Raw genomic sequence first — 13224 nt, forward strand, 5'->3', positions numbered from 1 at the left:
TCGTCTGGCGTGTGCGGGACACCGCCAGTGCTTCATCATTAAGCAGCTTATACAGAGCGATACTCGTGCCATGTATGCATTTTTATTTTTAAATCAATGAATTGAAAAGTCGGTCTTCAACTTTGGTTGAAACACAAAAGGCGCGGAGTGTCTGGCTTTTCGCACGGATTAGGCAGGCAGATGTGCGGAATTCCGCACACTTGGCAGGCGGGGTGTTCGCCGCACCCTGCGACGGGGCGGCGAGGGGCGTTACTTCTTTTTGCCAGGATCTAGAATACGCACGGGCTGGATGTCCTGAACTTTCTGCTCGTCGCGGACCTGGTTCACTCGGGTGGTGAGCTCCGGGGCCGCTTCGTCTTCGATGGGCAGCTGTTCGAAAAAATCGCAGCTGACGCACTCCCGGTAGCGAATACCGTTCTGCTCCCAGGCGCGGATGCGATCCATGGCGGCGCAGCGTGGGCAGGTCACGCCCGCGATAAATCGTTTAACACTCGACATACCTTTACTCCCAAGGTGTGACGGCCATGCCGCCACACCGTATCGAAACAAACGGTCGGGGCGGCTCAGGCCGCGCGAATACCGCTATGGCGCAGCAGCGGCTCGACGCTGGGTTCACGGCCTCGGAAGGCGCGGAATAGCTCGGCGGCATCCCGCGCGCCGCCTTGCTCCAGAATCTCTTCACGGAAGCGCTGACCAGTGGTGGGATCAAAGACACCCGCCTCCTCAAAAGCGCTCCAGGCGTCGGCGGAGAGCACTTCTGCCCACTTGTAGCTGTAGTAGCCGGCAGCGTAACCGCCCGCAAAAATATGGCTGAAGCTATTTTGAAAGCGGTTGAAGTCGACCACGGGCACGACGGAGGTTTGGCGACGCACGTCGTCGAGCAGCGCTTGAACATCGCTGGCCGAAGGCGCTTCCAGCTCGTGGTGAAGGCGCAGGTCGAACAGTGAAAACTCGATCTGACGCACCATGCCCATGGCGGACTGGAAGTTTTTCGCCGCTTGCAGCCGCTCGAACAGAACGTCCGGCAGCGGTTCGCCGGTGTCCACATGTTTGGCCAGCAGGTCGAGGCCTTCCCGCTCCCAGCAGTAGTTTTCCATGAACTGGCTGGGCAGCTCGACGGCATCCCAGGCGACGCCGTTGATGCCCGAGACGTCTGCCACCTCTTGCTTGGTCAGCATATGGTGCAGGCCGTGGCCAAATTCGTGGAACAGCGTGGTCACTTCGTCATGGGTGAGGAGTGCAGGCTTGCCGCCCACCGGCGCGGTGAAGTTGCAGGTCAAGAAGGCCACGGGGAGCTGCACGCCGTTTTCGGTTTTGCGGCGTACCCGGCAGTCGGCCATCCACGCACCGCCCCGTTTACCTTCGCGGGCGTAGAGATCCAGGTAGAACCCGGCAATCGGCGTGCCCTGTTCGGTAATACGGAAGAAGCGCACATCGTCATGGTAGCTCGGAGCGCTGCTGTCTTCTGTTACTTGAACGCCATAAAGGCGCTCGACGACTTGGAACAAACCATCGACGACCCGCGGCGCGGGGAAGTAGGGGCGCAGCTGCTCTTGGGAAATAGCGTAGCGTGCTTCGCGCAGTTTCTCGCTGGCGTAGGCGACATCCCAGGGTTTGAGCGTCTCGATACCTAGCTCGTCACGGGCGTAGGCGCTGAGTTCGGCAAACTCCTCCTGCGCTTGCGGTTTGGCGCGGCGGGCGAGATCTTCCAGGAAGTCCAGCACCTGCGCGGGGGAGTCTGCCATTTTGGTGGTCAGCGAGTAGTCGGCGTAGGTGTCGAAGCCCAGCAGTCCCGCCAGTTCCTGACGCAGGGTCAGTATTTCTTCCAAAATGGGGGCGTTGTCGAATTTGCCTGCGTTGGGGCCCTGGTCGGAGGCGCGGGTCACGAAAGCGGTATACACCTCCTCGCGCAGCTCGCGGCTGTCGGCGTAACTGACGATGGGGAAGAAGCTGGGGAAATCCAGCGTAATGCGATAACCCTCCACGCCTTTGGCGTCTGCTAGCGCTTTAAGGGTCTCCAGGGCGCTCTCCGGAACGCCCGCCAGCGCCTCGCGATCCTGAATGTCTTTGTGCCACGCCTGAGTGGCGTCCAGCACGTTGTTAGAGAACTGGTTAGAAAGCGTAGAGAGGCGGGACTGAATCTCGCCGTAACGGGCTTTCTTATCCGCCGGTAGGTCGACCCCGGCCAAATGGAAATCCCGCAGGGCGTTATCCACCGTACGCTGTTGAGCAGCCGTGAGCGTTGGCCAACTCTCGCTCTCCTTTAGCGCCTGCCAGCCTTTGAACAGCCCTTCGTGCTGACCGACCCAAGTGCCAAATGCAGAGAGTTTTTCCAGGCAGGCTTGGTAAGCATCGCGCAGCTCGGGGGTGTTCATGGTGCCGTTGAGGTGCGACACCGGCGACCAAGCTTGAGAAAGACGGTCATTCACTGCTTCCAGCGGGGCGGCAAAGTTCTCCCACGTTGGGGGTGTGGTAGCGGACTGCTGGGCTAGGCGATCAATCGCCTCGCGGCTCTCATCGAGCAGCGTGTCCACGGCAGGCACCACGTGGTCGGCACGAATGTCGGCGAAAGGGGGAAGCTCGTGGCTCTCTAGCAACGGGTTGCGGGACATAAGCACCTCGGTAGCAATCAAGTTAGGGGCGCACAAAAACGTGCGCTGATGATGACACAGTGCGGGCAGTGAGGCGTTGTTTCAATGCTTGACCCGCTGCAAGCGTTTGGCCTGGGGGCAGGCGCCTGCTAGTCTTGCCGCCTTTCCATATCCGTAATCTGCAAGTGTCACCAACAATGCCACCCATGGCAGGAGCAAGTAATGAGTGAAACGCTAGAGCGCTGGGGGTCGAAACGGGCCTTTATCTTGGCGGTAACAGGTGCTGCGGTTGGGCTGGGTAATATTTGGCGCTTTCCCTATGTGGCGGGAGAGAACGGCGGTGCTGCTTTCCTGTTGATTTACGTAGCGTTCGTGCTGCTGTTAGGCATTCCCGTGATGATGGCGGAAATCCTGATTGGGCGTGCCGGGCGGCGTGGGCCGGTGCAGGCGCTCGGCGTGCTGGCGTCAGAAGCCGGGGCTTCCCGCCATTGGCGCTGGTTGGGGCTGTTTGGCGCGTTCACCGTGTTCTGTATTTTGTCGTTTTACTCGGTGGTCTCCGGCTGGTCGATTGAGTTTTTAGTGGCCTCGGTGAACGGCAATTTTGACGGTGCCAGCGCTGCCGAGATCGGCGCGGGGTTCGACGCGTTTCTGGCGAACCCTGGGCTGCTGATCTTCAACCACTCGCTGTTCCTCTTCATGACCATGACGGTGGTGGCAGCCGGGGTGGCCAAAGGGCTCGAGCGGCTCAACAACCTGCTGATGCCGCTGCTTTACGGGTTGCTGCTGCTATTAGCTATTTATGCCACTACTACGTCGGGCTTTGGTACCGCGCTGTCGTGGCTCTTTCTGCCCTCCTTCGAGGACGTGACGCCTACTGTCGTGTTACATGCCATGGGCCATGCCTTCTTTACGCTGGCAGTCGGTGCCTGTGCGCTGATGGCGTACGGGGCTTACATGCCCGATGAGCAGAGCCTGCCAAAGGCGGCCTTTGCCGTGGCGGTGCTGGACATTAGCGTGGCGCTGCTGGCAGGCATTGCGATTTTCTCGGTGGTGTTTGCCCAGGGCATGGACCCCGCCGATGGACCAGGACTCATGTTCGTGACGCTGCCCATCGCTTTTTCCGAGCTGCCCTGGGGCTCACTCTGGCTCAGCGTATTTTTCCTGCTGCTGCTGCTGGCCACCTGGACCTCGGCGATTAACCTTGCCGAGCCGATGGTGGCCACGCTGCAGGGGCTGGGCTGGCGGCGCAGTCTTTCGACCGCCGTGGTGGCGATCAGCGTCTGGCTTCTGGGCCTGCTATCGGCGTTCTCGTTCTCGACGCTGGCCGAGTTTAGGCCGCTGTTTGGGCGTAACGTGTTCGAACTGGTGAGCAGTATTCCGCCCGATATTTTCCTGCCCTTGGGTGGTTTGCTGATTGCTACCTTTGCCGCTTGGGTGATGCCGCAAGCGCTGGTCGTGAAAGCGCTGGGCGTGGGCGATGGTGGCTATGTCATGTGGCGTAATATCGTTCGCTGGGTCTCGATTCCATTGACGTTTATTGTTCTACTCGGCGGGTTGCTATAGTGATGTCATCCCGCGTCGTCACGAAACGCAAAACGCTTTAGAGGAGTGTGCCATGAGCAGTGCCCTACGAACGTATCAAGGCGTCTCGCCGCAGTTGGGTGAGCGTGTCTACATTGATCCCGCCAGCGTGGTGATTGGCAATGTCACGCTCGGCGATGACTGCTCAGTCTGGCCCATGACGGTGATTCGTGGCGATATGCACCGCATTACCATCGGCGCGCGTACCAGCGTTCAAGATGGCAGCGTGCTGCACATCACTCACGCGAGTGACTTTAACCCCGACGGCTTTCCGCTCACCATTGGCGAGGATGTCACCATTGGCCATAAGGCCATCCTGCATGGCTGCACGCTAGGTAGCCGTATCTTGGTGGGCATGGGAGCGATCGTCATGGACGGTGCCGTGGTGGAAGATGAGGTGATCATTGCCGCTGGCGCCGTGGTGACGCCCGGGAAGCGGCTGGAGAGCGGCTATGTTTACGCAGGCAACCCGGCAAAGGCGCTGCGCCCGCTCAAGGAGAAAGAGCGCGCGTTCTTTCCCTATACCGCTGGCAATTACGTGAAGTTAAAAGATCAGTTTTTCGGCGATGCCGAAAGCGGTCGCTAAGCGCTTGCCCTACCACTCTTTTTTCTAACATAGCCATGTTGCACGCTCTAAAAATCTGGTAATTTATCCAGTTTTCCAGGGTGCCGCGACATGGCTAATTTTCGCACGCATATTACGGTAGCAGCAGCAGGCGGCACGCTAATGGCCTACGTTGGCTGGCAGGCCCAGTGGTGGGGAGCGCCGCAAGCGCTGCTGGTCATTGCTTTGGTGGCCTTTGGCGGCATTCTGCCCGATATCGACGCCGATCGGTCCCGCTCTATCCGCCTGATTTTCAATCTATTATCCGTTCCGTCGCTGGTGCTGGGCGTGCTGCTGCTCCAACCCTGGCTGACGCCTGGGTTGCTGCTGGTGGCCTGCGGGGGCATCTACTTTTCGGTGCGCTATTTAGCAGCGGTGCTGTTTTCGCGCCTGACCGTGCACCGTGGCATCTGGCATTCGCTGATGGCCGCCGGGCTTTGCGCGCTGGCCACCGCTGCCATTAGCTACCATTTATTGGTGCAGCCGGCTTGGCTGGCGTGGTCCCACGGGGCGGCGGTGCTGCTCGGCTTCATCATCCATCTGAGCCTGGACGAGCTGTTTAGCGTCGACTTGGAGGGCGCGCGGCTGAAGCGCTCGTTCGGTACGGCGCTGAAGCTGGGCGATAGCCGCCGCCCGCTTTCTAACCTGCTGATGCTGATTGCCCTGCTGGTGCTGGTGCCCTGGGTGCCCCCGTGGGGGGTGCTGCTGGAGCTCTTTCATCAAGGCTCACTGCTGTGGCGATAGTCGTCGGCGCTGAGGCCATGCTTCTTTAGCTTGTCGTAAAAGGTTTTGCGGGGAATCCCCAGATGGCGACAAACATCGGTCACGCGGCCATGGTGGCGGGCCAGGGACTGGCTGATCAAACTCTTCTCGAATAGCTCTACCTGACGCGGTAGCGTGGGTTCTTGCGTATCTGCGGCAACCCCCTCCAGCAGGACATCTAGGCGGTAGTCGAACGCCGCGCCTAACAGTACATAGCGTTCTGCTAAATTACGCAGCTCGCGAACGTTGCCGGGCCAGTCGTGGGCCAGCAGCGCGGCCACGGCATGGCTATCCAGGGTTGGTGCTTCCAGGCCGCTGCGGTTGGCGGCGACCACGGCAAAGTGTTGGAACAGCAGCGGGATATCTTCCCGCCTTTCCCGAAGAGCAGGCAGCGGGAGCGTCACCACATTGAGCCGGTAATAAAGATCTTCGCGAAAGCGCCCCTCGTCAGCGGCGACTTTCAGGTCCACTTTGGTAGCGGCGATAACGCGAATATTGAGCGGCACCGCTTCGTTGGCCCCTAGGCGCTCCACGCTGCGCTCTTGCAGCACGCGCAGCAGCTTCACCTGTAGAGCCAACGGCATCGACTCGATCTCATCTAAAAAGACCGTGCCGCCGTTGGCGTGCTCGAATTTGCCAATGCGCCGTTCGACTGCACCGGTAAAGGCGCCTTTCTCATGGCCAAACAGCTCGGACTCGATGGTGTTTTCCGGCACCGCGCCGCAGTTAATGGCCATGAAGGGGCTGTTACGCCGGGCACTGCGCTCGTGAATGGCACGGGCGACGAGGTCTTTGCCGGTGCCCGTTTCGCCAAACAGCAGCACGTCGGCTTCCACCTGGCTGATGCGCTGGATCATGGCGGCAAGCCGTGAGATCACTGGCGTTCGCCCAACCAGGCGCGGGCCCAGCGCAGCTTGCTGCACCTCTAGCTCGGCTTTCAAGCGCAGGTTTTCGAGGCTTAGCTGGCGCTTTTCGATGCCACGCCTCACCACATCCAGCAGCTGGTCGCCCGCGAAGGGTTTTTCCAGAAAGTCCCAGGCACCTGCCCGCATCGCCTCTACCGCAGTGGAGATATCGCCATGGCCGGTAATCAGAATGATCGGCAGCGTGGCATCGCGGCTATGCAGTTCATGCAGCAGCGCCATGCCGTCCATGCCGGGCATGCGTATATCGCTGACGATGACGCCGGGAAAGTCGGGTGGCAAAGCGGCCAGCGCCTGTTCGGCGGACTCGAAGCAGTGGGGCGTATAGCCCGCGAGTTCTAAGGTTTGGCTGGCGGTGATGCGAAGATGCGGCTCGTCGTCGATCACCATGACCGGCAGTGTCGACGGCTCATGCATGGGATGGGTTCTCCTGTTCATGGCGGGAGGGGGAAGGCGCTGGCGAGCGTGGCAGGGTTACCGTAAAACAGGCACCGCCATTGGCCAGATTGTTGGCCTGTAGCTTGCCTCCCAGGTCTTCCATAATACGCGAGGAGATCGAGAGTCCTAGCCCTAATCCGCTGCCCGGTGCTTTGGTGGTAAAAAAGGGCTCAAAAATGTGTCCCAGATGATCCGTTGCAATGCCTGGGCCATTGTCTGCCACGCTGATGACCACGTAGTGATCGTCTACGTGGGTGCTAAGCGTGAGCACAGGCGCTTCGATCTCCTTCATGGCCTGAACCGCGTTACCGATCAGATTCACCAGCACCTGCTCCAGGCGCACCAGGTCGCCCTCTACCCAGAGGGTCTCTTCCGGCCACTGCTGGACGACGTGGATGCCGTCATCGCGAAGGCGGCTATGGAACAGCCGCAGGGCGTACTCGATACACGCCTGTACCGAAATCGTTTCCTGGCGCTCGCTGCTCTTGCGGGAGAACTGGCGCAACTGGGCGCTAATGTCGGCCATGCGCTCGGTGAGCTCGACAATGTGCGCCAAGTTGGCGTCGGCGCGTTCGATCCGTGCCAGTTCGATGAAACGTCGAGCGTTTTCCGCATAGGCGCGAATGGCGGCCAGGGGCTGGTTGAGTTCGTGATTGATGCCTGCTGCCAGTTGCCCTAGCACGGCGAGCTTGGCAGCTTGAATCAGTTCGTCCTGGGTTTGGCGTAGGTTGGCCTCTGCCCGTCGCCGCTCTTCGATCTCATCGGAGAGGCGCTGGTTGCTGGCGACCAGGTCGCGGGTTCGCCGCTCGACGCTGACTTCGAGCTCATCGCGTACGCGGGCGAGCGTTTGGCGCTCCCGCTCGGCAAAGGCTTCGCGCTCTCGGCGCAGTCGGAGACGTTGCCAGCCAATGCCGCCCGCCAGGGCGATGACGCCGTAAAGCCCGCCCGCCATCAGGGCGGCAATCCACTGGGCGTTCATGACCGGCGTCAGCGGCTTGAGAATATGCATTTGCCAGCCAAACTCGGGGATGGGGCGCGTCAGGCTCAAATAGCGCCCGCCGCTTAGCGGGCCATGGGCAAAGCTCACAAGGTAACTGCCGGGCCCGTAGGGGGTATCCAGTTGAATGCCGGATGGCGTGAGCGGCTCCATGGCATATCGGCGGGTGTCACGGAGCGCATCACGCTGTTCGTCGCTCAGCGGATAGAGAGCGTTCATACGCAGTTCGGGGTGGCTGGCCATGAAGATGATGTTGTCGCTGTCGGTGACGAACAGCTCGGCGTCCTGTTCGGCCCAGCTCTCTTCGACATCATCGAGCAGCACTTTGACGACGATCACGCCATCGGGCTTGGCATCGGGAGAGGTATCGTCCAACCATACCGGTGAGGAGAAGTAGTAGCCGCGCTCCAGGGACTTGATACCTAGCCCAAAAAACCGTCCCTGGCCGCCTGCGATGGCATCCGAGTAGTAGCTACGGAAGGCATAGTTCTGGCCAATGAAGGTGTTCGGACGATGCCAGTTGCTGGCGGCAATGGTGTTGGCATCGCGATCCAGCAGGTACACGTCCGAGACGCCTGAGGTGAAGCGAAAGCGATCCAGCAGCAGGTTGAGCGGCATAGGGTCTTGGCTATCAGGAGAGTCCAAAAAGCGCTGAACGCCTTCCCGAGTGGCGAGCATTTGTGGCAGGTAGTCGTAGCGCAGCAGATAGCCGTTCAAGTTGGCGGCTGAGAGACGTAGCTCGTTCTCGGCGTCATCCTGCAGATTCGACAGCGCCTGTTCACGGGCGAGCTGGGCCGCCTGCCACATGCACAGCAATAGCCCCACAGGAATGGCGATCAGCCATAGCCGACGCCAGCGCCGTGCGGTAGGACTGAGGTGATTACTCATGCCGGACTGCTGGTGCCCTGGGCGCGGCGTAAGGCCCGCTGGGCGCGGGTTTCGGCTCTAGCCATTTCAAGTAGCCCCTCTTCCACATACACCAAGTGCTCGTGGGCGCGTGCTCGGGCGTCTTCCGCACGGCCTTCTAGGATGGCATCCAGCAAGGCGCGGTGCTGCTTCATGAGTTGGGTGCGAGAGTCGGGCTTGGCGAACAGATGGGCCAAGTTATCCACGATGCTCTGTTCGAGCAGGTGGAAAATGCCGCGGATGGTGTGCAGCAGCAGCACGTTGTGCGCGGCTTCCGCGATGGCGAGATGAAAGGCTGCGTCTAGTTTTGCTTCCTGAGCCGGGTCGGCACCGACGAAGCCACCATCGAGCTCCTCGAAGCGCTGAATGAGAACGGCTTTGTCGGCAGGCGTGGAGCGAAGGGCCGCGTAGTAGGCGGAAATGCCCTCCATGGCGTCACGGAATTCCAACAGATCCAAATGGAATTCGTTATGGCGCGAAAGCATTTCCAGCAGCGGATCGGTGTAACCGCTGTTCAGCGTTTCGTTCACGAACGTGCCGCCGCCCTGGCGGCTGGTGAGCAGGCCTCGGGCTGCCAGCTTTTGAATGGCCTCTCGCAGCGATGGGCGCGATACGCCGAAACGCTCGGCCAGCTCCCTTTCTGGGGGTAAACGCTGGCCGGGCTTGAGGCTGCCTTCCAAAATCATGGCTTCCAGGCGTTCCGTTATCACGTCGGCAAGGCGCTGTTGACGGAGCGGAGGGTAGGTCATCGATAAGTGCTCCCTTAATTGGTAAGACCAATAATAGGGCGTTTTAGAGGGCGACTCAAGCAGCGAATACCGTGTTCGCCAGAGATCGTGGCTAAACTAAGGTCTATAGCTCGGCTACCCGTCAGGTGGGATCTTCGTTTGACATGCCATCAGCTTGTCATTAACGTTACTGAACGTTGGTTGTCAATTGGTATGACCAATGAAAGCTGAATGGCAGGTGTATCGCTGTGTACGGTCAGTCGTAGTGTAAAGCCATCGCCAGCGATTTCGCGCCTACTCTTAGTGGCTACTTACAATAACTTCTTCCGTGCATAGGGCCCGTCATGATCATCTCTGCTTCAACGGATTACCGCCAGGCTGCCAAGCGCCGCCTTCCTCCCTTTCTCTTCCATTATGCCGATGGCGGGTCGTATGCCGAGCATACGTTGCGTCGCAATGTCGATGATTTGCGCGATGTCGCGCTGCGTCAGCGTGTGCTCAAAGATATGTCGTCGCTTTCACTGGAAACCGAGCTATTGGGTGAAAAGCTCGCCATGCCGCTCGCACTAGCCCCCGTTGGGCTTGCGGGTATGTATGCTAGGCGTGGCGAAGTGCAGGCGGCGCGCGCAGCCACCAAGAAGGGGGTGCCGTTCACGCTCTCTACCGTGTCGGTATGCCCCATAGCGGAAGTCGCCGCCGCCGTGGAGCGTCCCATCTGGTTTCAGCTCTACGTGCTGAAAGATCGTGGCTTCATGAAGCACGTGCTGGAGCGCGCGAAAGCTGCAGGTGTGAAAACGCTAATTTTCACCGTCGATATGCCGGTGCCTGGCGCTCGCTATCGTGATGCCCACTCCGGTATGAGTGGTAAGCATGGCCCCATGAGGCGCATGCTTCAGGCAGCGCTGCATCCTCTATGGGCATGGGACGTCGGCATTCATGGCCGCCCCCACGATCTGGGGAATGTGTCCGACTACCGAGGCAAGCCCACCGAGCTGGAAGACTACATTGCCTGGCTGGGTAATAACTTCGACCCGGCTATCTCTTGGAAAGATTTGGAGTGGATCCGTGAGTTCTGGGATGGCCCGATGATCATCAAAGGGATTTTAGACCCAGAAGATGCGAGAGATGCCGTGCGTTTTGGTGCCGATGGAATCGTGGTGTCGAATCATGGCGGCCGACAGTTGGATGGCGTGCCCTCTACCGCACGTGCGCTCCCTGCCATTGCAGATGCTGTCAAAGGTGACTTGGCCATTTTGGCTGACTCTGGCGTACGCAGCGGACTAGATGTGGTGCGAATGATTGCCATGGGGGCGGACACTGCGCTCATTGGCCGTGCTTTCATCTATGCACTGGCAACGGCGGGTGAAGCAGGGGTGGCCCACCTGCTCGACCTGTTCGAAAAAGAGATGAAGGTTGCCATGACCCTGACAGGCGCTCGTACGATTGCAGACTTAAACTCTGAATCGCTGGTATCTGAAGCGATGAGTACGCTGAATCATTCAGCTTAGTAGAGTGGAGAGACACACAACGTTTCAGCTTAGCAGGGTCATGTTGGAGTTTTTTTACAAAACCCTCTTGCCAACCCGGCTTCGAATCCGTAAAGTACGCATCCGCTGCCGGGGACGCCAAGCGTTACCAGCGGTGAATGAGGTTAAAAACCTCTGGTTTGTCAGGAAGTTAGCGCTGTCTCGTTATCGATTGGGTCGCTCGCTTCGCTCGCTGAAAACAGCGGTTGACAAACACCAGGAAGTGCGTATAATACGCCTTCCTCGCTGAGGCAACACGGTTCAGGTCATCGAGCCCGCACAGCGAAACAGCTCTTTAACAATTTGATCAGGTAATTCATGTGGGCGCTTGCCGATGAGGGTGAATCATCACCTATTATCAAGGCAAGCGACTCGTCAAACAGGCTTCGGCCTAATGAATGAATTCGTTTGACCCTTGAGCCAAGTTTGGTTCGCTTCTGTGGCCTCGGTCACAGGCAAGAACCGCATTGATCTTAAACTGAAGAGTTTGATCATGGCTCAGATTGAACGCTGGCGGCAGGCCTAACACATGCAAGTCGAGCGGTAACAGATCCAGCTTGCTGGATGCTGACGAGCGGCGGACGGGTGAGTAATGCATAGGAATCTGCCCGATAGTGGGGGATAACCTGGGGAAACCCAGGCTAATACCGCATACGTCCTACGGGAGAAAGGGGGCTTCGGCTCCCGCTATCGGATGAGCCTATGTCGGATTAGCTAGTTGGTGAGGTAAAGGCTCACCAAGGCAACGATCCGTAGCTGGTCTGAGAGGATGATCAGCCACATCGGGACTGAGACACGGCCCGAACTCCTACGGGAGGCAGCAGTGGGGAATATTGGACAATGGGGGAAACCCTGATCCAGCCATGCCGCGTGTGTGAAGAAGGCCCTCGGGTTGTAAAGCACTTTCAGCGAGGAAGAACGCCTAGCGGTTAATACCCGCTAGGAAAGACATCACTCGCAGAAGAAGCACCGGCTAACTCCGTGCCAGCAGCCGCGGTAATACGGAGGGTGCAAGCGTTAATCGGAATTACTGGGCGTAAAGCGCGCGTAGGTGGCTTGATAAGCCGGTTGTGAAAGCCCCGGGCTCAACCTGGGAACGGCATCCGGAACTGTCAAGCTAGAGTGCAGGAGAGGAAGGTAGAATTCCCGGTGTAGCGGTGAAATGCGTAGAGATCGGGAGGAATACCAGTGGCGAAGGCGGCCTTCTGGACTGACACTGACACTGAGGTGCGAAAGCGTGGGTAGCAAACAGGATTAGATACCCTGGTAGTCCACGCCGTAAACGATGTCGACCAGCCGTTGGGTGCCTAGCGCACTTTGTGGCGAAGTTAACGCGATAAGTCGACCGCCTGGGGAGTACGGCCGCAAGGTTAAAACTCAAATGAATTGACGGGGGCCCGCACAAGCGGTGGAGCATGTGGTTTAATTCGATGCAACGCGAAGAACCTTACCTACTCTTGACATCCTGCGAATTTGGTGGAGATACCTTAGTGCCTTCGGGAGCGCAGAGACAGGTGCTGCATGGCTGTCGTCAGCTCGTGTTGTGAAATGTTGGGTTAAGTCCCGTAACGAGCGCAACCCTTGTCCTTATTTGCCAGCGCGTAATGGCGGGAACTCTAAGGAGACTGCCGGTGACAAACCGGAGGAAGGTGGGGACGACGTCAAGTCATCATGGCCCTTACGAGTAGGGCTACACACGTGCTACAATGGTCGGTACAAAGGGTTGCCAACTCGCGAGAGTGAGCCAATCCCGAAAAGCCGATCTCAGTCCGGATCGGAGTCTGCAACTCGACTCCGTGAAGTCGGAATCGCTAGTAATCGTAGATCAGAATGCTACGGTGAATACGTTCCCGGGCCTTGTACACACCGCCCGTCACACCATGGGAGTGGACTGCACCAGAAGTGGTTAGCCTAACGCAAGAGGGCGATCACCACGGTGTGGTTCATGACTGGGGTGAAGTCGTAACAAGGTAGCCGTAGGGGAACCTGCGGCTGGATCACCTCCTTAAACGATGTCTTCCCCTCGCGGTAAGCGCTCACAATGAATTACCTGATCAGAATGCTGTTGTTACGCAGTGATAAGCGCTGTTTTCACGTTAAAAAAAGAAAAGGTCTTTCTTTTCCTTTTAAAGTGAAAAAAGCATCCGCTTATCACTGCGCATAGCAGT

General features: G+C 58.8%; 9 protein-coding genes and 1 rRNA gene. 5 read left to right on the forward strand and 5 right to left on the reverse strand.

Annotation, left to right across the window (positions count from 1 at the left end):
- Nucleotides 1-249: 249 nt before the first annotated feature.
- On the reverse strand, nt 250-498 hold the full coding sequence (locus tag AB6K10_RS04005; RefSeq protein ID WP_159340568.1) for a YheV family putative zinc ribbon protein: 249 nt from the start codon (nt 496-498) through the stop codon (nt 250-252).
- A 65-nt stretch (nt 499-563) separates the two neighbouring features.
- A complete protein-coding gene (gene prlC / locus AB6K10_RS04010; protein WP_339118040.1) occupies nt 564-2612 on the reverse strand; it encodes an oligopeptidase A in 2049 nt (682 codons plus the stop codon).
- A 201-nt stretch (nt 2613-2813) separates the two neighbouring features.
- On the opposite strand from prlC, the gene AB6K10_RS04015 reads away from it, so the two are divergent.
- From AB6K10_RS04015 to AB6K10_RS04025, 3 genes are all read left to right on the forward strand, one after another.
- On the forward strand, nt 2814-4154 hold the full coding sequence (locus AB6K10_RS04015; protein WP_339118041.1) for a sodium-dependent transporter: 1341 nt from the start codon (nt 2814-2816) through the stop codon (nt 4152-4154).
- A gap of 52 nt (nt 4155-4206) precedes the next feature.
- Complete coding sequence (locus AB6K10_RS04020; protein ID WP_339118042.1) at nt 4207-4758, forward strand: gamma carbonic anhydrase family protein; 552 nt, start codon at nt 4207-4209, stop codon at nt 4756-4758.
- A gap of 90 nt (nt 4759-4848) precedes the next feature.
- Nucleotides 4849-5520 carry a metal-dependent hydrolase gene (locus AB6K10_RS04025; RefSeq protein WP_159340572.1) on the forward strand — a complete coding sequence of 224 codons (672 nt, stop codon included), beginning with the start codon at nt 4849-4851 and terminating at the stop codon, nt 5518-5520.
- Here the strand turns inward: AB6K10_RS04025 and AB6K10_RS04030 are convergent.
- From AB6K10_RS04030 to AB6K10_RS04040, 3 genes are read right to left on the reverse strand one after another with little or no spacing between them, the layout of a single operon-like run.
- A complete protein-coding gene (locus tag AB6K10_RS04030; RefSeq protein WP_159340573.1) occupies nt 5496-6878 on the reverse strand; it encodes a sigma-54 dependent transcriptional regulator in 1383 nt (460 codons plus the stop codon). The genes AB6K10_RS04025 and AB6K10_RS04030 overlap by 25 nt on opposite strands.
- Nucleotides 6871-8784, reverse strand: coding sequence for an ATP-binding protein (locus AB6K10_RS04035; RefSeq protein WP_253019325.1), 1914 nt, complete (start codon nt 8782-8784; stop codon nt 6871-6873). Before AB6K10_RS04035 ends, AB6K10_RS04030 begins: the two co-directional genes overlap by 8 nt.
- Nucleotides 8781-9551, reverse strand: a complete 771-nt coding sequence (locus AB6K10_RS04040; protein ID WP_159340575.1) for a GntR family transcriptional regulator — start codon at nt 9549-9551, stop codon at nt 8781-8783. Before AB6K10_RS04040 ends, AB6K10_RS04035 begins: the two co-directional genes overlap by 4 nt.
- 323 nt (nt 9552-9874) lie before the next feature.
- Between AB6K10_RS04040 and lldD the strand changes: the two genes are divergently transcribed.
- Both lldD and AB6K10_RS04050 read left to right on the forward strand, forming a co-directional pair.
- Nucleotides 9875-11038 carry an FMN-dependent L-lactate dehydrogenase LldD gene (lldD, locus tag AB6K10_RS04045; protein WP_305948139.1) on the forward strand — a complete coding sequence of 388 codons (1164 nt, stop codon included), beginning with the start codon at nt 9875-9877 and terminating at the stop codon, nt 11036-11038.
- A gap of 493 nt (nt 11039-11531) precedes the next feature.
- A 16S ribosomal RNA gene (locus AB6K10_RS04050) occupies nt 11532-13064 on the forward strand.
- The last annotated feature ends 160 nt before the right edge of the window (nt 13065-13224 follow it).

The sequence above is a fragment of the Halomonas sp. BMC6 genome, assembly GCF_964204995.1.
GTDB lineage: Bacteria > Pseudomonadota > Gammaproteobacteria > Pseudomonadales > Halomonadaceae > Vreelandella.